The sequence below is a fragment of the Fictibacillus nanhaiensis genome (assembly GCF_023715445.1).
Taxonomy (GTDB): Bacteria; Bacillota; Bacilli; order Bacillales; family Fictibacillaceae; genus Fictibacillus; species Fictibacillus nanhaiensis_D.
Genome location: NZ_JAMBOD010000002.1, coordinates 252348 through 278498, shown reverse-complemented (window position 1 = coordinate 278498; position 26151 = coordinate 252348). Strand labels below are relative to the sequence as shown.

The window sequence follows — 26151 nt, the reverse complement described above, 5'->3', positions numbered from 1 at the left end:
AAGTTTTAGTAGTTTAAGCAAGCATCTTTCTGCATACCTCTGCACATCTGAAGCAAGCTTTCGCACACTCCTGGCAGTGCTCGTAGTCATGCTTCTCACATTCTTTCCCACATGCTTCACATACCTTTGCACAAAGCTCACAGATTTCATTGATGAATGGACTGTTTCGCGCCATCAGCTCTGCGGCAAAGCTGCAAATATCAGAGCATTCACGGTCCAGCCTGATGCAGTTCGCCATCATCTTTACGTCCTCTTCTTGCAAACACGCATCATAGCAATGGTTGCAGGCCTGCATGCACCGCAGGCATTCGTCGATACATTCTTGGTAAGTTTGATGCATCCCTAAAAACGCCTCCTATATAATAGTTTCCAATTAAATGTTTCCCCAAGTAATAATTTTTAAACGAACGAACAATAGACGTTTAAAAATTCAAAATAAAAGAACTTCTTCTATCAAGCGCTTACAACTGTTTGCATAGGTTTAAAAGGTATAAAAAAAGGAGTAACCTAATAGGGAATGCAAATTGCAGAGTAAGAAACCGAAATGAGGAGGTTTGTTAAATCATGAGTGATCTTTTTATAGATTTAAAGAACAAAGTTCAAGCAGCGAATCCGGTCATTGTTTTTCCTGAAGGTACGGATGAAAGAATTCTAGAAGCAGCGAGCCGTCTTGCTTCTGAAAAAGTTTTGCAGCCTATTTTAGTAGGAGCCCAAGCAGATGTTACTGCAAAAGCAGAAGCGGCAGGATTTTTACTTGATGGAGTAGAGATTATAAACCCATCTGAATATGCAGAGTTTGATGCATTAGTACATGCATTAGTTGAGCGCCGTAAAGGGAAAACAACCGAAGAGCAGGCACGTAAAATCTTGCTCGACGAAAACTATTTTGGAACGATGCTCGTTTACACGGGTAAAGCTCAAGGACTTGTAAGCGGGGCTGCTCATTCAACAGCTGATACGGTTCGCCCAGCTCTTCAGATTATCAAAACTAAAGAAGGCGTTAAGAAAACTTCTGGTGCGTTCATCATGGTTCGCGGTGATGAAAAATATGTATTCGCAGACTGCGCGATCAACATTGCACCGTCCAGCCAGGACTTGGCTGAATCTGCGGTGGTAAGTGCTGAAACTGCACGCGTTTTCGGAATTGATCCGAAAGTAGCTTTGCTATCTTTCTCAACGAAAGGTTCTGCGGTTTCACCTGAGACTGAAAAAGTGGTTGAAGCATTGGAAGTTCTTAAGGGGATGGACCCGAACTTTACGTATGATGGAGAACTTCAATTCGATGCAGCGTTCGTGCCGTCTGTTGCAGCGAAAAAAGCACCTTATTCACCTCTTAAAGGGGAAGCGAACGTTTTTATCTTCCCTAGCCTTGAAACGGGGAACATCGGCTATAAGATGGTTCAGCGTCTTGGCGGTTTTGAAGCAATCGGACCGATCTTGCAAGGCTTGAACATGCCTGTAAACGATCTTTCCCGCGGCTGTAATGCAGAAGACGTTTATAAATTAGCATTGATCACTGCAATGCAGTCACTAGATTAATTAATAAGGAAAGCCAGCTCGTTGTTGAGCTGGCTTTTTTCTGATTTAAGTGTACTTTTCTGATTAGAAAAACACGATCACATAAAAATGTTTCTTCATCACATAATTTTCCATTTTAAGGAAGCTGTTGTCTGTCTAAAAAAGACACTATATTCTATAGTGATAGTGCCTTTTCATTTCGGTCCCACATTCGCTGTATATTCCCTGGTAGCAACTCGCTTTCTTCTTCTGAAAGCTGACCGCTGTAAAAGAGTTCGCTGTTTTTATGAAGCACATTTAATAAACCAGCATGAATATCTGCAACCGTCAGCGAGTGCCCAAGCAGCTCCGCCAAACTGGCCATAACCCCAGGCTGAATTTCAGGATATTGAAATTTTGTTTCTTCACCTTTTAAACCGCGCTTGTAAAACTCGCCGATCACCGCTGCACGATCTGAACCGCTTCCGTCCACACAAAGATATATCTGTACCGCAACACCGCCGCGCATGCGCCGTTGAGAAATCCCGGCGAACTTTTTTCCGCCGATGCTTAAATCATAGCTTCCCGGGCAATAAGAGCCGACGATCTCATACGCATCAAATGAGGCGCCATAAGGTTCGATCAGCTGCTCCACAAGAGCGGTCATCGTGTCATAGCCTTGATTGATGTCGATCGTGCCTTCTTTCTCAGGAAGGATGAGCGAGATATTCAATACGCCTTCATCCAGTACAACGGCAAGACCGCCGGAATTCCGTACGATCACCCGGTATCCGCTAGCCTCCAAATAATCGATTCCATCCTTTAGATGCGGTAAGCGTGTATCCTGAATGCCGAGGACAATCGTATTGTGGTGTACCCACGTGCGTGCCGTGGCAGGGGAGTACCCGCTTCCGATCGATGTGCATAGAGTATCGTCGGTTGCAAAAGATTGCCTCGCATCAAATCCAGGACCAAGTGTTGACTGGTCGATCAGCCGCCAAACGGGCTGCTCTAACAGATGATTTTTCATTATAGTTTCTCCGCAACGATTATGAATGATTTCGGAATGCCGCGGTCAAGTTCATCCGGATGAGGTTCTTCAACAAGCTGTTTAATCCAAAGTCTCTGGCTGCCGATTGCCGTTACGATCTCACCAAGTGTCCACTGGCGGATCTGAACCTGGAATGGCACACGTTCTTCAGAAGTTGCATATTGCAGTTCAGGCAGGAACTTGGAGTATGCGACATCCATTTTAACAAGCTCTTCACTAAAGTAATCGCCGGTGACTTTGTGCTTTCTTACTGCCTGGCTTTTGCCTTGAGATTCTATCAGTTTTGTAGAAACAGGGTGGAAGTCTTGTAGAATAAGTTTTCCGCCTTTTTTTAACAGACCGGCGACTACTTCAAAGTAGGCATTTAAATCGGTAAAGTAGTGCAAAATTCCATTTTCCATAAAGGCCATGTCATAATCGCCTGTCAGTTCAGATTCTGGCAGATTTAAAATGTCTTCAACCACATACCGGATATTTACGTCAGCGGCTTCAGCCAGTTCTCGTGCGTATGCAGCGTTTGACTCTGAAATATCGATAACTGTAGCATCAGCTCCAAGGAGCGACAAAGCAACCGCTTTACTGCCGTGTGAACCTAAAAGGTTAACGACCTTTTTACCTGAAACATCACCGATATATTGATCCAGTGGCTGAAGCCGGCGTTTTGGATCTTTCAGTATGCGTGTCACCGCTTTTTCAGGTGCGCCAAAACGGTTGACCCAAGCCTGATAAGAACTATTGCTCCATGCTTGTCCATTTTTTAATCTTCGTTCTTGATCCATAAATGGTTCCTCCTGCAATCTAAATAAAAGTTGAGTACGCTTCTTTGACAAGTTGATTGGAGCGTAAGGTGCGAGACTCCGGCGGGATTAGCGTGCCAGCTACCTGAGTGTTCTTCTCGTAAGGCATGCGACGAGGAAGCTCGCTTCGGTAGGATTTGCTTGCAGACACAGGAGCACATGCATCCTTGAATATGAGCCTTTATCCATCTTCCCGCGGAATGCGAGTATCCTGGAGCGGAAATCAACATCTTCTAATAGCAACAATGTTACGAATACAGCCATATAAAACTATCATTTCCGTTATAAGCTTTATCTAGTATAACTCATATGGAAAGGGGAATAAAATGGTGGATTTATGATACCTTTTACCGATATTAGAGAAGCGGATATAGAAAAAAATAGTGGTTGTTTTGAAAGTTAGTAACACGATACAATAGGGTATATTCTATTAAATAAATCACACTTTTTGATCAGAAAATACCTTCTCAACATGATTATTGAGGAAGGGATTTTTCTTTTTTAAGAGAACTCTTACCTATAAATGCTGTAAGAAGGAGCAGGAAAAAATTCAATGGCGAAACCACTAGGAAAGCTGCACGAAGAGAAAGTGTTTAAAGACCCGGTTCACCGCTATATTCACGTTCGTGATGAATTGGTCTGGCGTCTGATCGGTACACGCGAGTTTCAAAGACTGCGCAGAATTAGGCAGCTCGGCACGACGTATTTAACGTTTCATGGAGCAGAGCACAGCCGTTTTAGCCATTCTCTTGGTGTTTACGAGATTACAAGGCGAATCATTGATATTTTTCAGGAAAAACAAACGTGGGATCCAGAGCAGCGTCTTCTCGTCTTATCCGCAGCGCTTTTGCACGATGTGGGACACGGTCCGTTTTCTCATTCCTTTGAAAAAGTGTTCGGGGTGGACCATGAGGAATTCAGCCGGGACATTATTTTAGGGGATACAGAAGTGAATAAAGTCCTTTTGCAAATGGGAGAGGATTTCCCGAAGCAGGTAGCAGAAGTGATCGCGAAAACACATCCTGACAAGCTGATTGTCAGTCTGATCTCGAGTCAGATTGATGCTGATAGAATGGATTATTTGCTGCGTGATGCCTACTTCACTGGAGTTAGCTACGGAAACTTTGATATAGAACGTATTTTGCGCGTTATGCGTCCGACCGAGGATGGCGTTGTCATTAAGTCCAGCGGCATGCATGCGGTAGAGGACTATATTATGAGCCGCTATCAAATGTATTGGCAGGTATATTTCCACCCTGTTACACGCAGTGCTGAAGTTATTTTAAGTAAAATTCTGCATCGGGCGAAGGAACTTTATGAAACAGGGTATACATTCAAAAGAGAGCTGTCTCATTTTATAACGCTATTTGAAGGAAATGTGTCGTTAGTCGATTATATATCACTCGACGAAGGCATTATTCATTACTATTTTCAAGGCTGGACGGATGAAGAGGATCCCATTTTAAGTGATCTTTGCATTCGTTTTATCGACAGAAAGCTTTTTAAGTATACAGAAATGGTTTCGTTTACGGACGGACATTTGCTGTCGGCCTATTTTCAGGAAGCGGGCATCAACCCGAAATATTATTTGGTTGTCGATTCATCGTCTGATCTGCCATACGATTTTTACCGTCCTGGTGAAAAAGAAGAACGTCTGCCGATAAACTTATTGAAGCCAAACGGTGAGATCAGAGAGCTTTCAAGAGAGTCTGATGTGGTTGAGGCGATTTCGGGAAAACGCCGCACCGATCATAAGCTGTATTTTCCGTTAGATTTGATCGAAAACATTAAAGACGAATCGCTGAAAAACAAGATAAAAGAGATCTTAAATAAATAGAACGAAAAAGGATGTTAGGGGGAAAGTACTGTGTTTGAGGATCATTTAAAGGTTGTCACTCTGATTCAGGAAGCCGGGGAAGTGATAGGCCGAAAGAAGCTTCAAAAAATGGTATATATTGCGAAGAAGTTAAACTTTCCTTTTCAAGAAAAATACCAGTTTCACTTTTACGGACCGTACTCTGAAGAACTGACGCTAAAAATGGAAGAGCTTTGCAACATGGGATACATACATGAAGTGAAAGAAAAGGTAAGCGGCTATTCGCAATATCGGTATGCGGTGAATGAAGAAGGTCAGAAGGTCCTTTCCACATATGGGGCTGAGATCGAAAGACTTGGAGAATGCGTTCGTTCCATGAATGAGCAATCGTCGCGCTTTTTAGAGCTGGTATCAACTATTATGTATTTTGATAAGTTTGATACAGATGAGATCAAAGAGAAGGTTCAAACGGTAAAAGCGAAGCAAAAGTATACAGAGGAAGAAATGGATGAAGCATTTGCTTATATTTCAGCATTAAAAAATCAGATACAATAGAAATAAACCTGTCTGAGGGCTTTTCTGTTACGCCTAAGAACAGGTTTTTTTATTTACCACTTAAATTGAAGAGGATGACCGTTATTATACAATCCGAGGAAATAAATAAATCCTAAAAACAGAAAAAAAGGAATGATTATCCCTAGCAGGGTTGTAACGAAACCTAGAAATATATTTTTTTCATATAAACGAGTGCCGTAATAACCAATTCCCAGCGCTATAGACAGTAACAATAAAACAGCACTAATCAGCGTTAGTTTCATGATTGCACCCCTTTTTCACTATGTGAACGAAAAACGACGAAGTAAACCAGTTTAGGTTTATAGGATAAGTTCAACTAAGGCTGACTTTGATGGCTTAGCGTCAGCCAAGTTTTCTATATAAGCATATCCAGCTCGTTCCGACTCTAAACGACAGTTAGTATGAAACTTTTTAATAGATAACTGCGACTAACAGGAAAAGGAGGGCTTAGTGATGAAAAACATGAAGCTTATTTTTATGGCATGTCTGCTCGTTCTCCTTGCCGCTTGCGGCAGTAAACCTGTACCGGAAGAGGACAAAAAGAGCGGGGCAACTAAAGTAGAGAATGATATTCCAGCAGAAGAAGCTGGTGTAAAAGCAGAAGTGAAACTTGAAGACGAAGGTGAAGAAGCTAATTTCACACTGAAAAACAGTTCGGATAAAGAAATTGGTACAGGGGTTGCTTATGCCCTGGAGAAGTGGGAAGACGGAGATTGGGTAAAGGTAGATCCAGGTATGATGTTCACTGAGCAAATGATCATGATTAAAGCAGGTGAATCCTATGATCAAAAAATTGCACTCAAGGATCAGAAGGCAGGAACGTACCGGATTACAAAGGAATTCTTTAAAGATGAAAAAAAGCATATAGTATCGGCTTTAATTGAAAAAAAATAAAGATAGACCGGTTTCAGCCCTATCGTAGGCTGACCGGTCTTTTTACCGCATTTTATTTAGATAAATATTTTTGAAGGGGCAGCCAATAATTTTCATGCCAACCAGCTTCAAGGTGTGTTTTTTGCTCTTCTGGAAAACCTGAATGAGTAAAGACAAGCAATGTCCCATCACCCTTTGTTTCTATATCAAACTTTGCAACGGAATATAAACCAGGCTCCCAGTTTGATGCACGCCAAGCCTGTACAATACGCTCGTTAGCAACGAGTTCAATTGTTCGGCCTTCAATCATGCCGCCGAATAAAGAAAAACTGCCACCAGCTTCATTTACTATGTTTGTTGGTGCACCACCTGTTACTTCACTAAACTGCTGTTCATTTAGTAAAGCTTCATACACACGGTTTGGACGTGATTGGAAAACGACTTCATGATGTATATTTGCTGACATTTTTTATTCCTCCTAAATTACTTTTTATCTGTAGCCCAAGGGTCAGGTCCAATATTTTGACCTTCTGCCAATCGTTGAAGTCTCGTCATGTAATGAGTCCAGCCCTGGTCATTTGACGTCATTTTTTCAATCGGTAAATCAAAATGATTTAATGTGAGAAGTGTGCCGCTGTCATGGGGGGTCAGCACAAATTCTACTGTGCTTGACCCTGGAGGCATGATTTCTAAACCTTCCCATCCCCAAGTCAGTACAACTTTTTCATAAGGTGTAATTTCTTTGTATTCCCCTAATGCAATATTTTCCCCATTTATATCGATTCTGTATTTACCGCCAATTTTGGGTTCTAATAATACGTGCTGCCCGATCCAGCGGACCATTTTATCTGGGTCGACAAAGAATGAGAACAACGTTTTTGGTGAACACTCAATAAAAATGCGTTTGGTAAGAATGGGTGTGTTATGGTTCATTGTTTCTCCTTTCTTCCTCTTCTGCAGCCTCCTTTAATCGAATTAAGCTGTCATCCCAAAATTGATCTATGAATGCTTTTAAATCTTTGAAACCTTCCTTTCTGATTCGGTAATAACGCTTTGTTCCTGATTTCCTCACAGCGACAAGCCCGGAATGCTGAAGAACCTTAAGATGCTGCGAGATAGCGGGTGCAGAGATTTCGAAATGTTCCGCGATAGCGGTAGATGTTAATTCTCCATCACGCAATAAATATAAGATTTCCCTTCGACTAGGGACTGATAATGAAGCGATCACTTTTTCTATCATGACTATAATTTAGCATTCACTTAATTAAGTGTCAACTTAATTTAAAAATGAAGATAAAAAAAGTCATCCTAGGCAATTAGTGCTTTGGATGACTTTGTATTTTTAGTGAGGCAAAAACGCAAGCTGATAAAAGAACAGCACAGCAAACAAGTAAACCAAGAAAGGTACTTCGCGATATTTGCCTTTAACTATTTTTAAAATGGGGTAAGAAATAAATCCTAGTGCTATTCCAGTTGCAATGCTGGATGTCAGCGGCATCGTTAAGATGATTAAGAACGCTGGGAACGCTTCGTCAAGCTCATTCCAGTTGATTTTGCTAAGTGAACCAAGCATCAAGCTTCCCACGATAATCAATGTCGGTGCCGTGATGGCTGCAAGACCTGAGATCGCACTTACAAGCGGTGCGAAAAAGGCGGCAACAATAAATAGCAATGCCACGACAACTGATGTTAATCCAGAACGCCCACCAGCTGCAACACCTGATGAGGACTCGATGTAAGCACTTGTCGGGCTTGTTCCGAAAGCTGCACCAACAGTAGTGGCAACAGAATCGGCTAGAAGTGCCTGGCGTGCTCGAGGCATTTTGCTGCCTTTCATGAGTCCGGCTTGCTCAGCAACACCGACCATTGTTCCTGTTGTGTCAAAAATCGTTACGAGCAAGAAAGAAAATACGACCGCATATAATCCGTATTGGAACACATCGGCAAATGCTGTGATCGGGTCACCAAAAATAAATAATTCTGTTGGAAGGTTTGGTGCAGCTACAAACCCATCAAACTTTAGTTGTTTTGTAAAGTAGGCTATAGCCCCCGTGATGATCATTCCAAAGAACAATGCGCCGTTTACATTAAGTGCCATTAAAATCAGTGTGATCGCAAGCCCGCCAAGAGCAAGCAATACTGAAGGCGAATGCAAGTTGCCAAGTCCTACTAAGTTTTCAGGATGTGCAACGATAATTCCTGTTAAACGCATACCGATAAAGGCGATGAAAAGTCCGATACCAGCAGTAATCCCGTGCTTTAAGTTAGCAGGAATGGCTTCGATCAGTTTTGAACGGAAAGGTGTCAGCGATAAAATAACAAATAGGATACCAGCTACAAAGACAGCACCGAAAGCTACTCGATAATCAATGTTTGTATGGTTCCCAACTACTGAGAATGCAAAATACGCGTTTAATCCCATACCGGGTGCAATGGCGATCGGATAATTAGCGAAAAGAGCCATCCATAATGTCCCGATTACAGTAGAAATAATGGTTGCCATAAATACTGTATCAAAAGGCACGCCAGCTGAATGAAGAATAATCGGATTAACGACCACAATATAGACCATTGTTAAAAAGGTTGTAATGCCGGCTAAAATTTCAGTTTTGACTGTTGTACCAAGTTCTTTTAGCTTAAAAAAGGAAGAAAGCATGTGTTTAAACCTCCAAAATACGAACGATTTATAAGTACATGATATATAATATTCGTTTTTAGGTAATTGTTCAACCTATTTATGAGAAGTTTCTTTCTAAGAGTTTTTGTCCTTTTTTGTGATACAATACGTGGTAACAATGAATGTTTAGAGGAGCTGGAAGCATGAAAGATTTTTTCAATTCCAATAACGCCAAAGACGGCGATAAAAAGAAAAAAGGAATGGGGTTCACCATTATCTCAGGTGATTCAACTGACGGTCATGGCGGATACGGCGTTGGAAGCTTGACGCTGGATCATGTTACTCCTGTAATTGTAGATGTGGAAGACGCCGTAGCGTATATCGATATGGGCGCTATGCATGCGAGGAGTGATGTAGAAAAACGCATTAAGTTCACTCCAAATCGTGAAGATACACCGAACCCAAGGTTGTATTGGCTTGTTTGGGTAACGATCAACCGCGGTCCAGAAGGTCCATATTATTTCGGATTAACGGCTTGCGAGATGCAAGTAGACGTTGAAGCTCGCAGAGGATATAAGAGTTTGCCAGAACACGTGAACCGCATGGATAAGTCCATGAAAGGCAAAGTAATGGTTGCTGAGATGGACGAGAACGCCCGAAGAGTGCTCGGAAACTTTTTAAAAGAACATGATGAAGAAATGTTTAAACGTTCCAGTGACGAAATTAAGTCGTTAGTGGAATAAAAATGGCAAAGTTATGAACCTTTTTTGAACATTTTTTAAAAAACTTGTGACAAGAAAGCACTTCCATTAAACTAGTAGTTAGCATTGTACACACAATGTTTCTAGGACAATAAAGTGCCCGGGGCTATTCGTTTAGCCGCGGGCATTTTATTTTGCTTTTTAGATGAGAGAGCAGGGCAAGTCGGGAATTGTCGGCGAGTGTCGACTCGTGGATAAGGGGGCAAAACTCGTGGATTCACCCCCTGAATTTCTGGATTGAAGGCCAAAAATTCTGGATTAATCCCCGAAATTTTTGGATTCATAGCTAAAACTTTTGAATTAACCCGTTCACGCCGCCATGTCCACCATACTAAAAAGCCCTACAGTACGCCGCAGCTATCAACTCCACTAATCACCAAGAAAATATCCGCTTAAAAAAGCCTTTTTCCTTCTCTTTTTTCTCCAGTTTTTCTTTTATTTCTTTAGATACACCGTGCTCATCACAAAATTCAACGGGCTCTGTTCCTTTTTCATAATAAGAGATGCGTGTTACGGGGCAGCTTTCTGTAGCAAGCTTGCCGTTTTGAGGATTGATTGTGACTGCGGTGACGCCTTCTGGCTGCTCAAAGGACAAAATCTGTTTGTTTTTCAATGCACCTTCCATAAAATACGCCCAGATTCGCTTCGAGTATCCTGTATCGTTTACATCATGCAGCTCTTCATTATGATCATAACCAACCCAGACACCTGTCACGAGCTGAGGTGCATATCCGACCATCCAGCTGTCGTTTGGTGTTGAACCTGATTTTCCTGCCATCGGCCGCGTTAAATAATGATTGATGCTTGATCCTGTTACACTTGTATAATCGTTCAGCTTTTCATCAAATGTTCCTGCCAAAAGGTCTGTCATCACAAAGGCTTTGTTCTCATCGATGACTTGTTCACTTTCATATTTATGCTCATACAGTACATCACCTTTTGAGTCTGTAATTTTGGTGATAAAAACGGGATCTGCTTTCTTTCCGCCGTTTGCAAATACTCCGTATGCATTCGTCAGCTCTAAAACGCCGACTGCTTTAGAACCAAGTGCAAGGGAAGGAATACCCGCAAGTTCGCTCTTAATACCGAATTTCTTCGCAGTTTTCACAAGCTTATCAGGTCCTAAAAAAAGATTTGTTTTTACCGCATAAATGTTGTCAGATAATGCTAATGCCTGTGCCATCGTGATAAAGTCGTTCGCGTAGCGGTTCTTAAAATTCTTTGGTTTGTAATCTGTGACTCCGTCTCCCATGGCAAATGTTGTGGGCTCCGATTTGATTGGAGTGGAGGCTGTATAGCCGTTCTCTAGCGCGGTGTAATAAAGGAACGGCTTAAAGGTTGAGCCGGGAGCTCTTCTGGCTTGCAGGGCACGGTTAAATGAACTTTTTTCAAAATCACGTCCACCAACGAGTGCTTTTACATCACCACTGCGTGGATCCATCGCCACGAGGGCTGTTTGAATGTTGCTGTTATCGATGATCCGGTTTTCAATCGTGTGTTCTGCGACTTCTTGCATGTGAGGATCTAGTGTTGTGTAGATGCGAAGGCCGCCGAATTGGATAGAATTTGTATTAATGTTGAGTTCCTTTTTCAGCGTTCGCATCACAGCATCCTGAAAATAGGGGGCAACCGTCGCGACTTCTTCATCTTCCTCTTGAACATAAGTTAATTTTTCGGAAGCAGCACGTTTAACACTTTCTTTTTTTATCGAACCATCCTCAGCCATGCTGGAGAGGATTATTTCCTGTCTCTTTTTAGCGTTCTCTTCATGCAGAATTGGAGAGTAGTAGCTCGGCCCTTTCGGGATGCCTGCGAGCATACTCGATTCACTAAGTGTCAGTTCTTCGGCATTTTTACCAAAATAATAACGGGAAGCAGACTGGATGCCATAAGAACCGTGGCCATAATAGATCGTGTTCAAGTAACCTTCTAAAATCTCATCCTTGGAATAGCTCATTTCCAGGCGCAATGTGTAAAAGGCTTCCTGGAATTTCCTTCGCCACGTTTTTTCATGTGTTAAAAAGAGGTTCCTGGCATATTGCTGTGAGATCGTACTTGCTCCCTGAACTTTAGCACCGGCTTTTATATCCGCTAAAAGAGCGCCGGCTATTCTCTTAAAATCAAAACCATTATGTTTACGGAAATTTTTATCTTCAATCGAGAGTGTGGCTGATATCAAATCTTTATCTATTTTTTCAAGAGGCACCCAATATCGGTTCTGCCCGCCGTTGTTGATTTCTCCCATCTTGGAGCCATCTGCTGCGTACATAATCGTCGTTTGTGGCACTAAAAGGGCAGGCGGACCCATGAGTTTAGCAAGCAGCAAAAGTCCGATTAATGATAGAACAAGACTTCCTGAGGCAATAAGACCCCATTTTTTGATCCAGCGTATTTTCTGCTGCTTCGTAGCTTCTTTATAAATCTGCCAAAACTTCATAATCCGCCCTCCTTAACATCCACTTTTTCTTATCTAGTATGGTGAAAAAGTGCTCCTCTTAAACGTAAAAAAAAATGAAATGCTATAATGACAGAAGATGAAGGAGGTACGGGAAATGCTGATAGAAAACATTCGATATATGAAGGTATCCGAAGACGGAAAGTGGAGCGTAGATACCGGTGATATCCTGATAAAGAACAACCAGATTGCGAAAATAGGAAACTTTACATATGAGGAATCAATTGAAAAATTAGACGGGAAAGGCATGCTTGCGTTGCCTGGATTAGTGAACGGGCATCAGCATACGCCGATGTCATTACTGCGCTGCTATAGTGACGATGTGCCCTTGATGACTTGGCTGAACGAAAAGATGCTGCCTCTTGAGATGAAGATGAATGACGAAGACCGGTATTGGGGTGCTCTTTTATCCATGGCTGAGATGATCAAGGGCGGTACGACGGCATATGCGGATATGTATATCGGAATGGACACGATCGCTGAAGCGGCTGTTGAATCGGGTATTCGTGCGGTCATTGCACGCGGGCTTATCGCGATGGATGCTAACTATGAAGGACGTTTACGAGAAGCATCTGAAGTCGTGGATCGATGGCACGGGAAAGGAAATGGGAGAGTGACAACCATGATCGCTCCGCATTCTCCGTATATGTGTCCTCCTGACTTTTTGAAAGCTGCAGTTGGTCTTTCTAAAGAGAAGAACGTCCCGCTGCACATTCATCTGGCAGAGACGAAAGATGAAGAGCGTATGATTCAAGAAAAATATAAAATGCGCCCTGTTCAATACTTGCAGCAGGCAGGTGTTTTCGAGCGGCCGGTTCTGCTCGCTCATGGTGTTCATTTCAATGACGACGATTATAAAATTTTAGAGTCCATAAAAGGCGGTATTATCCACAATCCGGTCAGCAATGCGAAACTTGGATGTGGAATAAGCGATGTTAAGAAACTATTAGATTCAGGGATTAAAGTGGGACTTGGTACAGATGGACCGGCTAGCGCGAGTTCGCTTGACCTATTTTTTGAAATGAAAGCAGCGAGCTGGTTCCAAAAGTTAAAGTATGAAGATGCTGCAGTGTTAAGTGCACATGACGTGTTGACGATGGCCACGCAAAATGGAGCGGATATTTTAGGGGTCGGAGAGGAAATAGGTTCCTTAACAGCCGGGAAAAAAGCTGATCTCATTTTAATGGATATGAACAAACTTCATTTAACCCCTGGCCATGAAACAGCGAATCTTCTCGTTTATGCAGCGACCGGACAAGATGTGGATACGGTGATCATCGATGGAGAAGTCGTGATGCGCGGCCGGGAGTTAAAGACAATAGACGAAGAAAAAGTGATGGCAAACGCAAAAGAGCGCACGAAACAGCTGTTAGGAAGGCTGTAAAAGAAGAAGAGGATGACTTAAAGAGGTTTTGAAATGTCTATGCGCTCAAATCATCATCCTATGAGCCAAAAAAGAAATTCTATGCACCAAACCAGTCCTTCTATGCGTCAAACAGAATGACCTATGCACCAATGGTTTTTCTATGCACCGAAATTGAGCTTCTATGCACTAAATAGGCTGATCTATGCACCAAACGTAACTTACACATACGAAGAGGGCGTCTTATTAAGAGACCCCTCTTCTTTTACCTTATGAAACTCTTTGTTCTTCTTCAGGTGCCTTTTCCCATCCTTCTAGTTTGCCCAAAGTAGGGATGCTATCCGCATAGAAGACCGGGTCTTTTCCTCGCTTTCGCTGTTCGAGATAATGGCGCAGTACTCTAAACGCAATTCTGCCTAATAGAGCGAGTGCCACTAAGTTGATTAAAAACGCCCGTGCAAGAAACACGGACGAATGGGGCGCCAGAAGGGACACACGAGCCGGAAAAGCGAAGCCGGGCTTATCTTACGGAAACCCGGATGCCTTTACACGTGTGACAGAGGCCTATTTATTTTTAGACGTAAGGACAGTAACGATAAGCGAGCTAAAAGCGACCGCAAACATCAACGCCTCAAAGATCGTCAGAGGCATCACCCCCCTTAACTGTAAGCTGCGTTAACAGCGAGATGTCCAGCTCCAGTTTATAAAAGGGAATGCGCCGGCCGTCTGTCCTTCTGTACGCTGTCTTCATTATACCACTTTATAAGGGGTGAAAAGTCAGCCGAAAGAAACAGGGTGATTGTCCTATTTTTAAGGGAAGAAGATTAGGGAAACATTATTGTAGTACAGTTAAGAAGAAGCCGGTCAAAATTGGCTTAAATTCTTATTAAAATTGAATTGGAATCTTGGGTCTTGGAATGCTATAATCATTTTGTTTGTAAAAGATTGAAACTTTCGATGCCTGGCATTTCAAAATATATAGTAGGAGTGAGACCAACATGAGTATTTGGTTTACAGAAAAACAAACAGAAAATTTCGGAATTACGATGAAGATTAACAAAACATATGTATCTGAGCAAACAGAATTCCAAAAGCTGGATATGGTTGAGACTGAAGAGTTCGGAAACATGCTGATCCTTGACGGCATGGTTATGACAACGCAAAAGGACGAGTTCGTATACCACGAGATGGTTGCACACGTACCTCTTTTCACACATCCAAACCCTAAGCACGTTTTAGTAGTTGGCGGCGGAGACGGCGGAGTAATCCGTGAAGTTTTAAAGCACCCATCTGTTGAAAAAGCAGTGCTTGTTGAGATTGACGGAAAAGTTATCGAGTACTCTAAGAAGTACTTACCTGAAATTGCTGGTGAACTAGAGAATCCGCGTGTTGAAGTAAAAGTAGACGACGGCTTCATGCACATCGCAACTAGCGAGAACGAGTATGATGTAATCATGGTAGATTCAACTGAGCCTGTCGGACCTGCTGCTAAGCTTTTTGAAAAAGGTTTCTATGAAGGAATCTCTAAAGCGCTAAAAGAAGACGGAATCTTTGTTGCACAAACGGACAACCCATGGTTCACGCCTGAGTTGATCTCTCAAGTGTTCAAAGATGTCAGCGAGATCTTCCCGATCACTCGTCTTTACACAGCAAACATCCCAACATACCCAAGCGGTCTTTGGACATTCACAATCGGTTCAAAGAAACACGATCCGTTAGAAGTGCCAGCTGATCGTTTCCATGAGATCGAAACTAAATATTGGACACCACAGCTTCACACAGCTGCTTTCGCGTTGCCGAAGTTCGTGAGTGACCTATTGAAATAAAAAATTGAGGGGAGCTTTTATAAGAGCTCCCCGTATTTTACATATAAGGAGTGTAAAAACAATGCGTTTTGATGAAGCTTATTCTGGAAATGTGTTTATTTTAAGTAAACCTGATTATAAAAGTGCTGATGCAGTTCTTTACGGAATGCCGATGGATTGGACGGTTTCGTTCCGCCCGGGAAGCCGTTTCGGTCCTGCTAGAATTCGTGAGGCTTCTTTAGGACTTGAAGAGTATAGCCCCTACATGGACAAGCATCTTGAAGAAGTGAACTACTTTGATGCAGGAGATATCCCTCTTCCTTTCGGTAACGCACAGCGTTCACTGGATATGATCGAGGAGTATGTATCAACCCTGTTAAACGACAATAAGTTCCCGCTCGGAATGGGTGGAGAGCATCTTGTGACTTGGCCTATTTTTAAGGCACTTAAGCAAAAGTATGATGATTACGTGGTCATCCATATTGATGCACATGCTGACCTGCGCGAGCAATATGAAGGTGAGGTTCTTTCTCACTCTACACCGATCCGCAAAGTTTGCGATCTTGTTGGTGCAGAAAACGTGTATTCTTTCGGAATCCGTTCTGGTATGCGCGAAGAGTTTGAGTTTGCAAGAACAAGCGGCATGCATATGTATAAGTTCGACGTAGCAGAGCCATTAAAAGAAGTACTTCCTACATTAAATGGGCGCAACGTTTATGTAACAATCGACATCGATGTGCTTGATCCATCTGCAGCTCCAGGAACAGGAACGGCAGAAGCTGGCGGAATCACTTCTAAAGAGCTTCTTGAAGCCATTCAGTTAATTGCAAAAGCAGACATCAATATCATTGGAGCAGATTTGGTAGAAGTAGCTCCCATTTATGATTCATCAGAACAAACACCAATCGCAGCAAGCAAATTCCTTCGTGAAATCCTGCTTGGCTGGGTGAAATAAAAAGTAGAAAAATCCCGGTACTTAAGTGTTTAGGCTTAAGCCGGGATTTCTTTATTGTGTAACTTCGTGAAGCTGCTTCTTTTTCACTTTAAAAAATTTTATAGCTTCCACTGCAAAATAGAATGAAGATATGACACATACAATCATCCAAATTTGCTGAAGCTTTGCAGACTGCCACATATCAAGCAGCATGAACAAAGAGGGAAACGTTAACGTTATCCATGATTGAACAAAGGCAACTTTTCCGATAAAAGCCTCATATGGCTTTTTAAGAGCTGACGATAAATAGAATAAGAACCATAGAAATGCCCACATCACCCATATAAGTGCGTTCAATACATCGTTTTCCTGAATGTAAAATACAATCGCATAAACGAGGGCCATCATCGCCACCCATAGTGAATACCAGCCAAGACCACTGGAGTCGAACCCTTTCAAAATCGTTGCACCTAAATAGAGATAGGTGAATCCAAATAAAAAGACAGCTCCATTGTTGAACATTGACCAGTTCGATTGATCAGATGTAATCATTAAATAAATCGGAGTAATGACCTGCAATACCCCAACCAATATATTAAAAAAGGCTACACTTTTTTCTTCTGCTTTACCGAGCAGCATCAAACTGTTCAAAAACAATGCTGCCCCAGAAAATAATAATCCAATAGCACCCATAGAATTCCCTCATCACTTTTAATTTCATTATTCTTTAGAGGTCTGACCTCCTACATTCACTAAATATATATAAAGAAATAAAGTAAATCAATGGGAACTTAAAGAAAAAAGAGGGTTATGTAAAAATTTCAACAGATTTTATCAGAAAATGTCGAAATTTGTTAAACATTTCAGTCGTTTTTGCTATAGTTAAAAATAGAGAAACTAACAGGGAAAAGGAGGGGAATGGTCATAATGGAAGCGGTTACAAAAGATATAAAATATTTACAGGAATTTATTGACCAGCTATCAGAAGCGGTTTTGCTAGTTGCACCAAGCATGAAAATTACTGCAGTAAATAAACACTTTCTTCAACTGACAGAAGAAGAAACCTTTACAAAAGACAAGTTATTTGAGGAAGTCGTTTTGCGTCATAAAGATGGAGAAGAAGGAACCCTTTTAACAGCAAAAGGCTTTGTTAGTGTAAAGATTTCTGAAGGCTTGCTGCCAGTTAAAGAAGAATTCTACCGGTATTTTATATTGAAAGAGCAGCCTTCGATCGTTCACTCCTGCCAAGAACCATTGTTAAAAACATTAATGAACATCGTTCCAGATTTTATTGGTATAAAAGATGGCAACGGGCGTTTCGTATTCGCAAATAAATTTGTGAGCAAGCTTTTCGAGCTGTCAGGATTTGATTTTACCGGGAAGACAGATGCTGACCTTGCAGAGATTAAACCCTTCTTCCGTGAAGTTTTCCAATACTGCATTGAAACGGATGAACAAGTCTGGCAGTCAAAAGAAATTGTTCGGTGCGAAGAGTTTGTGCCTGCAAGAGATGGAAGCACCCGTTTTTTTGATGTATATAAAATCCCAGTCTTTAACCCTGATGGCTCACGTAAAAATCTGCTCGTTTTTGGACGGGAAGTAACGGATAAGATTGAATCTCGTATATTGCTTGAAGAGAGTGAAGCGAGATACAGGCTGCTTGCTGAAAACGCGATGGATATGATCACAACACATACGCTTGATGGTACATATACGTATGTGTCTCCTGCTTCGGAAACGCTTCTTGGACGAATGCCAGAGGAGTTGATCGGGCAGACCGGATATGGCATCTTGCATCCCGATGATGAAGCTGCCTTACGTAAAGGACATGAACAATTGATGAATGGGCCTTCCACTGCAACTGTTCAATTCAGACTGCAGCATAAGAAAGGTCATTACGTCTGGCTCGAGACGTCTTGTAAAAGCATTACGGATGAAAAGGGAAAAGTGGTCGAGCTCATCGGAGTCACACGTGATATATCCGAACGTAAAAAGTCGGAAGAGATGCTTCGCCAATCCGATAAACTTTCAATCGTAGGCCAGCTTGCAGCATCTGTCGCACATGAGATCAGAAATCCTTTAACCTCACTAAAAGGGTTCATTCAGCTTTTTCAGGAAAGTGAACAGCTCGATGCAACGAAATATTACAATATCATGCATAAAGAATTAAACCGTATTGATCAAATTATGGGACAGTTGTTATTGCTGGCGAAACCACAAATGAAGTCATACAAAAAAACGTCACTTCAGGAGCTGGTTGATTTTGTTGAAAAATTGCTTCAGCCAGAGGCACTCGTTCAAAACGTTCAAATTCAAAGTGATTTATGTGAAAAGTTGCCCTTTATTACCGCCGAAGAGAATGAATTGAAGCAGGTTCTGATCAATGTGGTTAAAAATGCTATGGACTCTATGGCAGAAGGCGGAATCATCTCCATTGAAGGAAGAATGATAGATGACCGAATTCATCTGAACGTTACAGATCAAGGATGCGGCATCCCGGCTGACAGCCTAGAAAGAATCGGGGAACCTTTTTATACAACAAAAGAAAAAGGGACCGGTCTCGGCTTGATGGTAAGTTCAAGAATTATGAAAGAGCATAAAGGAGAGCTTAAGTTTCATAGTGTCGAAGGGAAAGGGACGACGGTTAGTATGATTTTTCCTGTTTGAATAGTGAAGGCTGACTCGTAATCATGAGTCAGCCTTTGTTTCATCTAATCAAAGCTTTAGTGATATACTATGGCCATTAAGATACATTAAAAGTTTTTCAGGGGGGATAAAGTGACTGTTAATCAGAAAAATATGATGTCTAATTACTATTCGTTAAAGTCTGTTTCCCAAAAGATGTTTAAATTGATCAGTAAACAATTAAACGTGAAAACTACCTACGTAACCAAAAGAGGAGAAACAGCGATGACTGTCCTCAGTTCCTATAATGAAGAAGAAGAGATTATACCAGAAGGTTACAGTGTAGAGTACGGTGGAACGTATTGTCGTTTAATCATCATGAATGAAGGTGACGTCATGCATACCACAAACTTAATGAAAGATGCTATTACAAGAGAGTTAGAAGTTACTGGTCAATTAAACGTCAAAGGTTTCTTAGGTGTGACGTTAAAAGACTTAAATGGAAATGTGTTCGGTACGTTATGTGTGATGGACAGAGAAGAAAGAAATTTTTCCGAAGAAGATATCAACTATCTAAAATCAATAGCTGATATATTATCTCACATGATTGAGCTGGATCAGACAAAATACAATATCGGATTTCTAAGTGTTCCGATCATCCCAATCACAAATGGTATATCTATTCTTTCTTTACAGGGTATTGTAGATGACAAACGTTCGGAACAGATCATAAGGGAAGTACTGCAAGCTGCTGCAGAACATGAAATTAGTTATTTTATTATTGATTTATCTAAGCTTCTTAATGAAAGAAACGAGTTCCCTGACGTTCTTTTTCATATGACTGAGGCTTTAAATCTAATGGGTGTTGACACGATCATTACAGCTGTCACTCCCGAGTTTGCCAAGGAACAAGTGAACAATAGAGATTTAAATAACTTAAATACTAAATTTGTCAATGACATTGAATCTGCTCTTGAATACATTGGATATTCACTAGTCGAAAAGTAATACTTCAACTCTCTCGCCATTAAATCGTATAAAAAAACCAATCCGCCAGGAGATTGGTTTTTTCACGGGATTAAATACTGACTAAAAAGTTATGTCTAATTATTTTATACATTCTCAGGTTCAGCTACTTTCACAAGCTGTTTTCCTGTATTTTCCCCAGAAAACAGTCCTAAGAAAGCATCTATCGTATTTTCAAAGCCGTCTACGATATTTTCACTGTAAGAAAGCTTGCCTTCTTTCAGCCATTTTGCGAGCTGAACAGCACCTTCCTCAAAATGAGCCGCATAATCACTCACAATAAATCCTTTCATAAGTGCACTGTTGATAAGCAGCTGACTCTGAATACGCGGACCTACATCCATTTTTTCTAAATTATAAAGAGCGATCTGGCCGCAGATGGCAATACGCGCGCCTTTATTGATCTGACGAAGAACATGATCAGAAATTTCGCCGCCGACGTTATCAAAATATACATCCACACCATTTGGACATGCAGCCTTCAGCCCTTCATATACATTGTCTGATTTATAGTTGATAGCCGCATCAAAGCCTAATTCATTCTTCAAATACGAAATTTTCTCATCAGAACCAGCAATACCTACAACACGTGCACCTTTAATCTTTGCGATCTGACCGACGATCGTTCCGACTGCACCTGCAGCACCGCTGACTACGACTGTTTCTCCTTCTTGGGGATTACCGATATCAAGCAAACCGAAATAAGCAGTCAAGCCCGTCATTCTAAGAACACCTAGATTTGCGGTAAGCGGAGCAATGGAAGGATCAAGCTTTCGTACGGAAGCATCACTTACTGCATTGTATTTTTGCCAGCTGAGGTTGCCGATCACAAAATCGCCTTCAGCCAGTTCAGCTGAACGAGTTTGAATCACCTGGCCAACAACTCCTCCTGAAATGACTTCGTTTAATTCAAAAGGCGGCACATACGATTTTTGGTCGTTCATGCGTCCCCTCATATAGGGATCTACAGAAAGATAGATTGTTTTTACAAGTACCTGATCATTTTCAGGCTCTGGTAATGCTGTTTCTTCAAAACGGAAATCACTTTTTTCTGGAGCTCCCTTTGGACGGTTCACAAGTAAAATTCTCTCGTTTTTCATCATCATCCTCCTCTAATCTATAATTCATCTTCTCGTTGTCATCATACCCGCAAAATGCAACTCATTCCAAAACAAACGCTCATTTTTGTTTTTCGAGGATAAATGTACCCCCTAAAGTGAAATGATTTTCTTAAAGTACACCCATATGGTTGAACGGAAGCGGTAAAATCTTTTATAATAGGTAAGTTAAAGGTAAGGTTACACCAAAAAAGGAAGTGTTGTTCGCATGGATCAAGATACGGAATTGTCTGTTGCGCTTGCAATAAGTTCGGAAGTCCATTTTAGCGGTGAAAAAGAAAAGCATTACACCGAGACAGACGGAAAGCTCTATAAAAGAGGGGACGTGACATATCTTCAATATAAAGAAGAGATAGAAGGTGCGGGTTCTGTCAATAATGTGATTAAAATTACACACGCTGGAATTCTGATCATACGCTCAGGCAGTGTATCTATGAAACAGAAATATTTAATCGGCCAGACAACAAAAGGGATGTATGATAGCCCTTATGGCCAGCTTTGGATGGAAACCACTACACATGAAATGAATTTCCGGTGGAATCAGCAAAATCAAACAGGGGATCTAAAACTCGCATACGAACTGGTTCTGCAGGGTGAACATACAGGAACACATCGGATCAAGATTAATTTTCAGGAGGCAAAAGCATGAATATCCTTGACCAGGTCAAGCACCTGTTAAAAGAAGAGATTGAAGAAGCAGTCGTTAAAGCAGGACTTGCTAAAAAAGAAGAACTGCCAGAAGTGGTTCTTGAAGTACCAAAAGATAAAGCTCATGGAGATTTTGCGACGAACATGGCGATGCAGCTTGCGCGGATCGCAAAGAAAGCACCGCGCTTGATCGCGGACGAGCTTGTAGCAAACTTTGATAAAAGTAAAGCGTCTATCGCGAAAGTTGAAATTGCAGGTCCTGGTTTCATTAACTTCTACATGGATAACTCTTATTTAACAGAGCTTGTGCCGACTGTTATAAAGGCAGGCAAAGATTACGGACGCACTGAACATGGCGGCGGCAAGAAGGTTCAGGTTGAGTTCGTATCAGCGAACCCGACTGGTACGCTTCACTTAGGGCATGCCCGCGGAGCAGCTGTTGGTGATACGATCTGCAACATTCTAGACCACGCTGGATATGATGTTTCACGTGAGTTCTACATCAATGATGCTGGAAACCAGATCAATAATCTGGCAACATCGATTGAAGCCCGCTACATCCAGGCGCTTGGCAAAGAAAAAGAAATGCCTGAGGACGGCTACCACGGTGCAGATATTATTGAGTTCGGTAAAGATCTTGCTGCGGAATACGGCGATTCTTGGCTGGATAAAGAAGAAAGTGAACGTGTAAGCTTTTTCCGTGAATATGGTCTTAAACGTGAACTAGAAAAGCTTAAGGAAGATCTAGCTGAATTCCGCGTGGATTTTGATGTGTGGTTCTCTGAAACGTCTCTTTATAAAAATGGGAAGATTGAAGCAGCGTTAGAGAAGTTAAAAGCTAAGGGCGTTGTTTATGAGGAAGAAGGGGCAACTTGGTTCCGTACGACAGATTACGGTGATGATAAAGACCGTGTACTAATCAAAAATGATGGTTCGTTTACTTATTTAACACCGGATATCGCTTATCACAACGATAAGTTTGAGCGCGGTTTTGAAAAGCTGATCAACATTTGGGGAGCGGACCATCACGGCTATATTCCTCGTATGAAAGCAGCGATTCAAGCGCTTGGCTATGAAAAAGAACAGCTTGATGTCATGATCATCCAGCTTGTGTCTCTTTTCCAAAACGGAGAGAAAGTTCGTATGAGTAAGCGTACAGGTAAAGCTGTTACGCTTCGTGAATTAATGGAAGAAGTGGGCATCGATGCGACTCGTTATTTCTTCGCGATGCGTTCAAATGATACCCATCTTGATTTTGATATGGATTTAGCTGTCTCGAAATCAAATGAAAACCCAGTGTTCTACGTGCAGTATGCACATGCCCGAGTATGCAGCATGCTTCGCCAAGGGGAAGAAATGGGTCTTTCTTATGACGGAGACTTGGATCTATCTCAGATCGATTCTGAAAAAGAGTTTGAGCTTTTGAAGAAAATCGGGGAATTCCCTGCAGTTATTAATGAAGCAGCTGAAAAGCTATTGACTCATCGCGTAACGAATTATGTGTTTGAGCTGGCTTCTGCTCTTCATAGCTTCTATAACGCAGAGCGTGTTCTGGACCCGGAGAACAAAACAAAATCAGAAGCGCGTTTTGCATTGATGAAAGCAACACAAGTAACAATTGAGAACGCATTGAACATCGTCGGAGTTGAAGCTCCAGAGCGTATGTAAGTGAATAAATGACGAAAAGGCTGACCCAAAAGACATGAATTGTGTTTTTGGTAGTCAGCTTTTTGTTTTTTTAGAGGTCAATTCGAGTTCACCGGGCGAAACGACAGGCATTTGGGGTGAAACTTGGACCGGTTTGAGCGAAACTGAACGTGGTTTGAGCGAAACTGTCGGGTCATTGAGCGAAACTAGCGGTGGATGGAGTGAAACTAAGGGTAGTTTGAGCGAAAAGCAGCAGTTATTGAGCGAACGTGTAATAAATAAAAGAACACGTACCGTAAAAGCTTCAGCTGCTAGCAAAAAAGGAATTTATCTTCTTTTCTTGAATTCTAAAAAAGCAACTTACAGGCTAGGAGTAAATAAATATGACTACATCGAGCAAAAGTCCATTTTTGATTAGCGATATCGAATCAGAGCACTGCCAAATTCATGGCTGTATGAGCCGACTCCTGTTTGAAGATGAACTACGCCATCGGGGTCAAATGCGAATCATCAAAAAATATTATGAGCTGTCACAAAAATAGCAGGAGCACTTGAAAAAGGGGATATTGTTAGGTGAAATCGCCATATTAATAAGAGATAGGTTTGGTAACTCGACTTGATTTAGGAGGTACATACATATGAAATTAATTCTTTTATCGATAATCACGGGCGCTGTTGTAGGGTTTGTTTTTGCGATGTTCAAACTTCCGATACCAGCACCGCCAGCGCTTCCTGGAATTATGGGGATTGTTGGTATCTATCTCGGTTTTCAGCTATATGGATGGGTAGCTGCCACCTTTTTGAAGTGAGTGCATTATGGCTTTAGCTGGACTGACAACTGAGTTTCAAATCTATTATGAAAAGCTAGGAACAGGAACACCGATTGTTTTCTTGCATCCTCCGGGAATGAGTCATCTCGTGTTTACCTATCAAAAAAGTCTTTCTTTAACATGTCAGACGATTTTTCCAGACATAAGAGGACATGGCCGATCATCTGTTAAAGACCCAAATACATTCACACTGTATGATCTTGCTGATGATCTTGCAAGTCTTCTGGATCATCTGCTGATCGATCAAGCGGTTATTTGCGGGTATTCTTCAGGAGGATCCATCGCTCAAGCTTTTGTTCTTAAATATCCAGAGCGAACAAAGGGGCTTGTTTTAAGCGGAGGTTTTTCAGAAGTCTCCACATTTTTATTAAAAAAACAGTTTCAATCTGGAATAAGACTGGCTAAAAGTACACCAGCCCTATTAAACCAACTCCTTGCGAATACTCATTCTGTAACGGACCATGAAAAGAAAGAGATGTTTGATTATCACAAGCAAACGGACTGTACAACATGGGTCCGCTATTACCAGGAAAGTATGTCGTTTAACTGTACAGATAAAATAAAGACCTGGGACTTTCCGCTTCTGTTTCTTTACGGGGACCAGGCCAAATATATGCATTTTTATAGAAACATGTACCAGCGCCATGTTCATCAAAGAGCTCAGTTCGTCATGCTGACAAAGGCTCTTCATCAGCTCCCGATTAAACATTTTGAGAGCTTTAATGCAGAGGTTAAACGTTTTGTTACCAGCCTTACATAAGAATCGTTCCACCATTCATTCTTTTAAATCCGCGTACCTTCTCTAGTTCGTTAATCAGTTGGAGAGCTGCGCGGTCTTTTTGTTTTGCCTCGATCATTACATCCAGTTCTTCGGTAAACTCCGAAACCATTTTGAAGAAAGGCAGAACATAGTCAAGGCTGACATAGTCATGGTGACTTCTGTATGCTTTATCATCTTTAGGTGATGAAAGATGAACTTTAGGCGGTCTGCCGGTGTTTATCCATGTCTGCACAAACCGGGGCAGAAGCTCTTCAAGAGGAGTTGTTCCAGGGTTTGCTTTGTAATGATGGTAATCAAACATAAGCGGAACACCTTCTTTTTCACACACTTCCAATGTCTCTTCTGTGGTAAACGTCTTATCATCGTTCTCGAGTGTCATCCGGCTTTTTACGTCTGACGGCAGCGTTTTAATATTTTCATAAAATCGTTCTAATGCTGACTTTTTATCTCCATAAGCCCCGCCAACATGAATATTGATATAGCTGCGGTCCTCAATTCCCATTCCTTTTAAAAGGTCAAAGTGATAGTGCATGTCTTTTACGGCATTTACGGTCACTTCAGGGCGCGGACTCGTAAAAAAAGTAAACGGATTGGGGTGCATGCTTGTCCGAAGATTATATTTTTTAACGAGTTTTTCAATTTCTTTGCATTCTTGTTTTATCTTTTTTAAATAATCCCATGCTGCCTCCGGATGGGTAGCAAGCGGGACGATAGAAGAAGACATTCGGTACAAAGGCAGTTCGTGCGCGATGCAATAATGCAGAACACGAAGCGTACGTTCCAGATTGTTTTTCGTAATCGCGAGCAGCTGGGCTTCGCGTTCTTTCTTGTCTCTCTTTTGATAAGTAGCAAATGTCATTGTTTTTGCAGGTGAGGCTTCATACAGGTTGAGAGCCGTCGAAACAAAACCAAAAGATGTTATCATTCTTGG

The 26151-nt window shown here is 41.6% G+C and carries 28 protein-coding genes; 16 read left to right on the top strand and 12 right to left on the bottom strand.

Annotated elements, in window-relative coordinates; translation table 11 throughout:
- Positions 1-13 precede the first annotated feature (13 nt).
- Positions 14-340, bottom strand: coding sequence for a four-helix bundle copper-binding protein (locus M3196_RS09370; protein ID WP_251322010.1), 327 nt, complete (start codon positions 338-340; stop codon positions 14-16).
- A gap of 224 nt (positions 341-564) precedes the next feature.
- On the opposite strand from M3196_RS09370, the gene pta reads away from it, so the two are divergent.
- A complete protein-coding gene (gene pta, locus M3196_RS09365) occupies positions 565-1539 on the top strand; it encodes a phosphate acetyltransferase (protein WP_251322009.1) in 975 nt (324 codons plus the stop codon).
- 154 nt (positions 1540-1693) lie between these two features.
- Here pta and M3196_RS09360 read toward each other — a convergent pair whose 3' ends face one another.
- Together M3196_RS09360 and M3196_RS09355 are read right to left on the bottom strand one after the other, a co-directional pair.
- The gene (locus tag M3196_RS09360) at positions 1694-2527 is read right to left on the bottom strand and encodes a lipoate--protein ligase family protein (RefSeq protein ID WP_251322008.1); all 834 of its coding nucleotides are present in this window, start codon (positions 2525-2527) and stop codon (positions 1694-1696) included.
- Positions 2527-3327 carry a class I SAM-dependent methyltransferase gene (locus M3196_RS09355; protein ID WP_251322007.1) on the bottom strand — a complete coding sequence of 267 codons (801 nt, stop codon included), beginning with the start codon at positions 3325-3327 and terminating at the stop codon, positions 2527-2529. Before M3196_RS09355 ends, M3196_RS09360 begins: the two co-directional genes overlap by 1 nt.
- 571 nt (positions 3328-3898) lie before the next feature.
- On the opposite strand from M3196_RS09355, the gene M3196_RS09350 reads away from it, so the two are divergent.
- The gene (locus tag M3196_RS09350; protein ID WP_251322006.1) at positions 3899-5182 is read left to right on the top strand and encodes an HD domain-containing protein; all 1284 of its coding nucleotides are present in this window, start codon (positions 3899-3901) and stop codon (positions 5180-5182) included.
- A 30-nt stretch (positions 5183-5212) separates the two neighbouring features.
- The gene (locus M3196_RS09345; protein WP_251322005.1) at positions 5213-5716 is read left to right on the top strand and encodes a YwgA family protein; all 504 of its coding nucleotides are present in this window, start codon (positions 5213-5215) and stop codon (positions 5714-5716) included.
- Positions 5717-5769: 53 nt separating this feature from the next.
- Here the strand turns inward: M3196_RS09345 and M3196_RS09340 are convergent, their stop codons facing one another.
- Entirely contained in the window at positions 5770-5979 is a 210-nt protein-coding gene (locus M3196_RS09340; RefSeq protein WP_251322003.1) for a hypothetical protein, read from the bottom strand.
- Between the two features lie 211 nt (positions 5980-6190).
- Here M3196_RS09340 and M3196_RS09335 point away from each other — a divergent pair, with 211 nt between their 5' ends.
- Positions 6191-6631, top strand: a complete 441-nt coding sequence (locus M3196_RS09335; protein ID WP_251322002.1) for an immunoglobulin-like domain-containing protein — start codon at positions 6191-6193, stop codon at positions 6629-6631.
- A gap of 52 nt (positions 6632-6683) precedes the next feature.
- Here M3196_RS09335 and M3196_RS09330 read toward each other — a convergent pair whose 3' ends face one another.
- From M3196_RS09330 to M3196_RS09315, 4 genes are all read right to left on the bottom strand, one after another.
- On the bottom strand, positions 6684-7076 hold the full coding sequence (locus tag M3196_RS09330) for an SRPBCC domain-containing protein (RefSeq protein ID WP_251322001.1): 393 nt from the start codon (positions 7074-7076) through the stop codon (positions 6684-6686).
- Between the two features lie 17 nt (positions 7077-7093).
- Positions 7094-7543, bottom strand: coding sequence for an SRPBCC family protein (locus M3196_RS09325; protein WP_251322000.1), 450 nt, complete (start codon positions 7541-7543; stop codon positions 7094-7096).
- Entirely contained in the window at positions 7533-7850 is a 318-nt protein-coding gene (locus tag M3196_RS09320; RefSeq protein ID WP_276531312.1) for an ArsR/SmtB family transcription factor, read from the bottom strand. Before M3196_RS09320 ends, M3196_RS09325 begins: the two co-directional genes overlap by 11 nt.
- A 102-nt stretch (positions 7851-7952) precedes the next feature.
- Positions 7953-9266: an NCS2 family permease gene (locus M3196_RS09315; RefSeq protein WP_251321998.1), complete on the bottom strand. Its 1314-nt coding sequence runs from the start codon at positions 9264-9266 to the stop codon at positions 7953-7955.
- A gap of 164 nt (positions 9267-9430) precedes the next feature.
- On the opposite strand from M3196_RS09315, the gene M3196_RS09310 reads away from it, so the two are divergent.
- On the top strand, positions 9431-9970 hold the full coding sequence (locus M3196_RS09310) for a YwhD family protein (RefSeq protein WP_251321996.1): 540 nt from the start codon (positions 9431-9433) through the stop codon (positions 9968-9970).
- Between the two features lie 391 nt (positions 9971-10361).
- Here the strand turns inward: M3196_RS09310 and M3196_RS09305 are convergent, their stop codons facing one another.
- Positions 10362-12425, bottom strand: coding sequence for a transglycosylase domain-containing protein (locus tag M3196_RS09305; protein ID WP_251321995.1), 2064 nt, complete (start codon positions 12423-12425; stop codon positions 10362-10364).
- 115 nt (positions 12426-12540) lie between these two features.
- Between M3196_RS09305 and M3196_RS09300 the strand changes: the two genes are divergently transcribed.
- From M3196_RS09300 to speB, 4 genes are all read left to right on the top strand, one after another.
- A complete protein-coding gene (locus M3196_RS09300) occupies positions 12541-13827 on the top strand; it encodes an amidohydrolase (protein WP_251321994.1) in 1287 nt (428 codons plus the stop codon).
- A gap of 418 nt (positions 13828-14245) precedes the next feature.
- Positions 14246-14485, top strand: coding sequence for a hypothetical protein (locus M3196_RS09295; RefSeq protein WP_251321993.1), 240 nt, complete (start codon positions 14246-14248; stop codon positions 14483-14485).
- 319 nt (positions 14486-14804) lie between these two features.
- The gene (gene speE, locus M3196_RS09290; RefSeq protein ID WP_251321992.1) at positions 14805-15632 is read left to right on the top strand and encodes a polyamine aminopropyltransferase; all 828 of its coding nucleotides are present in this window, start codon (positions 14805-14807) and stop codon (positions 15630-15632) included.
- Positions 15633-15693: 61 nt separating this feature from the next.
- On the top strand, positions 15694-16566 hold the full coding sequence (speB, locus tag M3196_RS09285; RefSeq protein ID WP_251321991.1) for an agmatinase: 873 nt from the start codon (positions 15694-15696) through the stop codon (positions 16564-16566).
- Positions 16567-16617: 51 nt separating this feature from the next.
- Here the strand turns inward: speB and M3196_RS09280 are convergent, their stop codons facing one another.
- Complete coding sequence (locus M3196_RS09280; protein ID WP_251321990.1) at positions 16618-17238, bottom strand: AmiS/UreI family transporter; 621 nt, start codon at positions 17236-17238, stop codon at positions 16618-16620.
- A 234-nt stretch (positions 17239-17472) separates the two neighbouring features.
- On the opposite strand from M3196_RS09280, the gene M3196_RS09275 reads away from it, so the two are divergent.
- Both M3196_RS09275 and M3196_RS09270 read left to right on the top strand, forming a co-directional pair.
- Positions 17473-19212, top strand: a complete 1740-nt coding sequence (locus tag M3196_RS09275; protein ID WP_251321989.1) for a PAS domain-containing sensor histidine kinase — start codon at positions 17473-17475, stop codon at positions 19210-19212.
- Between the two features lie 111 nt (positions 19213-19323).
- Positions 19324-20178, top strand: coding sequence for a GAF domain-containing protein (locus tag M3196_RS09270; RefSeq protein ID WP_251321988.1), 855 nt, complete (start codon positions 19324-19326; stop codon positions 20176-20178).
- A gap of 104 nt (positions 20179-20282) precedes the next feature.
- Here M3196_RS09270 and M3196_RS09265 read toward each other — a convergent pair whose 3' ends face one another.
- Entirely contained in the window at positions 20283-21299 is a 1017-nt protein-coding gene (locus M3196_RS09265) for an NADP-dependent oxidoreductase (protein WP_251322160.1), read from the bottom strand.
- A 223-nt stretch (positions 21300-21522) separates the two neighbouring features.
- On the opposite strand from M3196_RS09265, the gene M3196_RS09260 reads away from it, so the two are divergent.
- The 5 genes from M3196_RS09260 to M3196_RS09240 all read left to right on the top strand — a co-directional run bounded on the left by M3196_RS09260 (position 21523) and on the right by M3196_RS09240 (position 25199).
- Positions 21523-21963, top strand: a complete 441-nt coding sequence (locus M3196_RS09260; RefSeq protein WP_066294028.1) for a DUF1934 domain-containing protein — start codon at positions 21523-21525, stop codon at positions 21961-21963.
- The gene (argS, locus tag M3196_RS09255; RefSeq protein ID WP_251321987.1) at positions 21960-23630 is read left to right on the top strand and encodes an arginine--tRNA ligase; all 1671 of its coding nucleotides are present in this window, start codon (positions 21960-21962) and stop codon (positions 23628-23630) included. The genes M3196_RS09260 and argS overlap by 4 nt, the downstream gene beginning before the upstream one ends.
- Positions 23631-23664: 34 nt before the next feature.
- The gene (locus M3196_RS09250) at positions 23665-24027 is read left to right on the top strand and encodes a hypothetical protein (protein WP_251321986.1); all 363 of its coding nucleotides are present in this window, start codon (positions 23665-23667) and stop codon (positions 24025-24027) included.
- A gap of 220 nt (positions 24028-24247) precedes the next feature.
- Positions 24248-24418 carry a XapX domain-containing protein gene (locus M3196_RS09245; RefSeq protein WP_066294023.1) on the top strand — a complete coding sequence of 57 codons (171 nt, stop codon included), beginning with the start codon at positions 24248-24250 and terminating at the stop codon, positions 24416-24418.
- 7 nt (positions 24419-24425) lie between these two features.
- Positions 24426-25199 carry an alpha/beta fold hydrolase gene (locus tag M3196_RS09240; protein WP_251321985.1) on the top strand — a complete coding sequence of 258 codons (774 nt, stop codon included), beginning with the start codon at positions 24426-24428 and terminating at the stop codon, positions 25197-25199.
- Here M3196_RS09240 and uvsE read toward each other — a convergent pair.
- Positions 25192-26145, bottom strand: coding sequence for a UV DNA damage repair endonuclease UvsE (gene uvsE / locus M3196_RS09235; protein ID WP_251321984.1), 954 nt, complete (start codon positions 26143-26145; stop codon positions 25192-25194). The genes M3196_RS09240 and uvsE overlap by 8 nt on opposite strands.
- Between the last annotated feature and the right edge of the window lie 6 nt (positions 26146-26151).

Bases quoted from the DNA above. Each gene is read 5' to 3' on its own strand.
- argS (WP_251321987.1), top strand. From the start codon at position 21,960: ATGAATATCCTTGACCAGGTCAAGCACCTGTTAAAAGAAGAGATTGAA.
- M3196_RS09275 (WP_251321989.1), top strand. From the start codon at position 17,473: ATGGAAGCGGTTACAAAAGATATAAAATATTTACAGGAATTTATTGAC.
- M3196_RS09310 (WP_251321996.1), top strand. From the start codon at position 9,431: ATGAAAGATTTTTTCAATTCCAATAACGCCAAAGACGGCGATAAAAAG.
- M3196_RS09240 (WP_251321985.1), top strand. From the start codon at position 24,426: ATGGCTTTAGCTGGACTGACAACTGAGTTTCAAATCTATTATGAAAAG.
- M3196_RS09370 (WP_251322010.1), bottom strand. From the start codon at position 340: ATGCATCAAACTTACCAAGAATGTATCGACGAATGCCTGCGGTGCATG.
- M3196_RS09340 (WP_251322003.1), bottom strand. From the start codon at position 5,979: ATGAAACTAACGCTGATTAGTGCTGTTTTATTGTTACTGTCTATAGCG.
- uvsE (WP_251321984.1), bottom strand. From the start codon at position 26,145: ATGATAACATCTTTTGGTTTTGTTTCGACGGCTCTCAACCTGTATGAA.
- M3196_RS09250 (WP_251321986.1), top strand. From the start codon at position 23,665: ATGAATTGTGTTTTTGGTAGTCAGCTTTTTGTTTTTTTAGAGGTCAAT.
- M3196_RS09300 (WP_251321994.1), top strand. From the start codon at position 12,541: ATGCTGATAGAAAACATTCGATATATGAAGGTATCCGAAGACGGAAAG.
- M3196_RS09335 (WP_251322002.1), top strand. From the start codon at position 6,191: ATGAAAAACATGAAGCTTATTTTTATGGCATGTCTGCTCGTTCTCCTT.
- M3196_RS09265 (WP_251322160.1), bottom strand. From the start codon at position 21,299: ATGATGAAAAACGAGAGAATTTTACTTGTGAACCGTCCAAAGGGAGCT.
- M3196_RS09245 (WP_066294023.1), top strand. From the start codon at position 24,248: ATGAAATTAATTCTTTTATCGATAATCACGGGCGCTGTTGTAGGGTTT.
- M3196_RS09315 (WP_251321998.1), bottom strand. From the start codon at position 9,266: ATGCTTTCTTCCTTTTTTAAGCTAAAAGAACTTGGTACAACAGTCAAA.
- M3196_RS09260 (WP_066294028.1), top strand. From the start codon at position 21,523: ATGGATCAAGATACGGAATTGTCTGTTGCGCTTGCAATAAGTTCGGAA.
- speE (WP_251321992.1), top strand. From the start codon at position 14,805: ATGAGTATTTGGTTTACAGAAAAACAAACAGAAAATTTCGGAATTACG.
- M3196_RS09355 (WP_251322007.1), bottom strand. From the start codon at position 3,327: ATGGATCAAGAACGAAGATTAAAAAATGGACAAGCATGGAGCAATAGT.
- M3196_RS09360 (WP_251322008.1), bottom strand. From the start codon at position 2,527: ATGAAAAATCATCTGTTAGAGCAGCCCGTTTGGCGGCTGATCGACCAG.
- M3196_RS09350 (WP_251322006.1), top strand. From the start codon at position 3,899: ATGGCGAAACCACTAGGAAAGCTGCACGAAGAGAAAGTGTTTAAAGAC.
- M3196_RS09325 (WP_251322000.1), bottom strand. From the start codon at position 7,543: ATGAACCATAACACACCCATTCTTACCAAACGCATTTTTATTGAGTGT.
- M3196_RS09320 (WP_276531312.1), bottom strand. From the start codon at position 7,850: ATGATAGAAAAAGTGATCGCTTCATTATCAGTCCCTAGTCGAAGGGAA.
- M3196_RS09330 (WP_251322001.1), bottom strand. From the start codon at position 7,076: ATGTCAGCAAATATACATCATGAAGTCGTTTTCCAATCACGTCCAAAC.
- M3196_RS09280 (WP_251321990.1), bottom strand. From the start codon at position 17,238: ATGGGTGCTATTGGATTATTATTTTCTGGGGCAGCATTGTTTTTGAAC.
- pta (WP_251322009.1), top strand. From the start codon at position 565: ATGAGTGATCTTTTTATAGATTTAAAGAACAAAGTTCAAGCAGCGAAT.
- M3196_RS09305 (WP_251321995.1), bottom strand. From the start codon at position 12,425: ATGAAGTTTTGGCAGATTTATAAAGAAGCTACGAAGCAGCAGAAAATA.
- speB (WP_251321991.1), top strand. From the start codon at position 15,694: ATGCGTTTTGATGAAGCTTATTCTGGAAATGTGTTTATTTTAAGTAAA.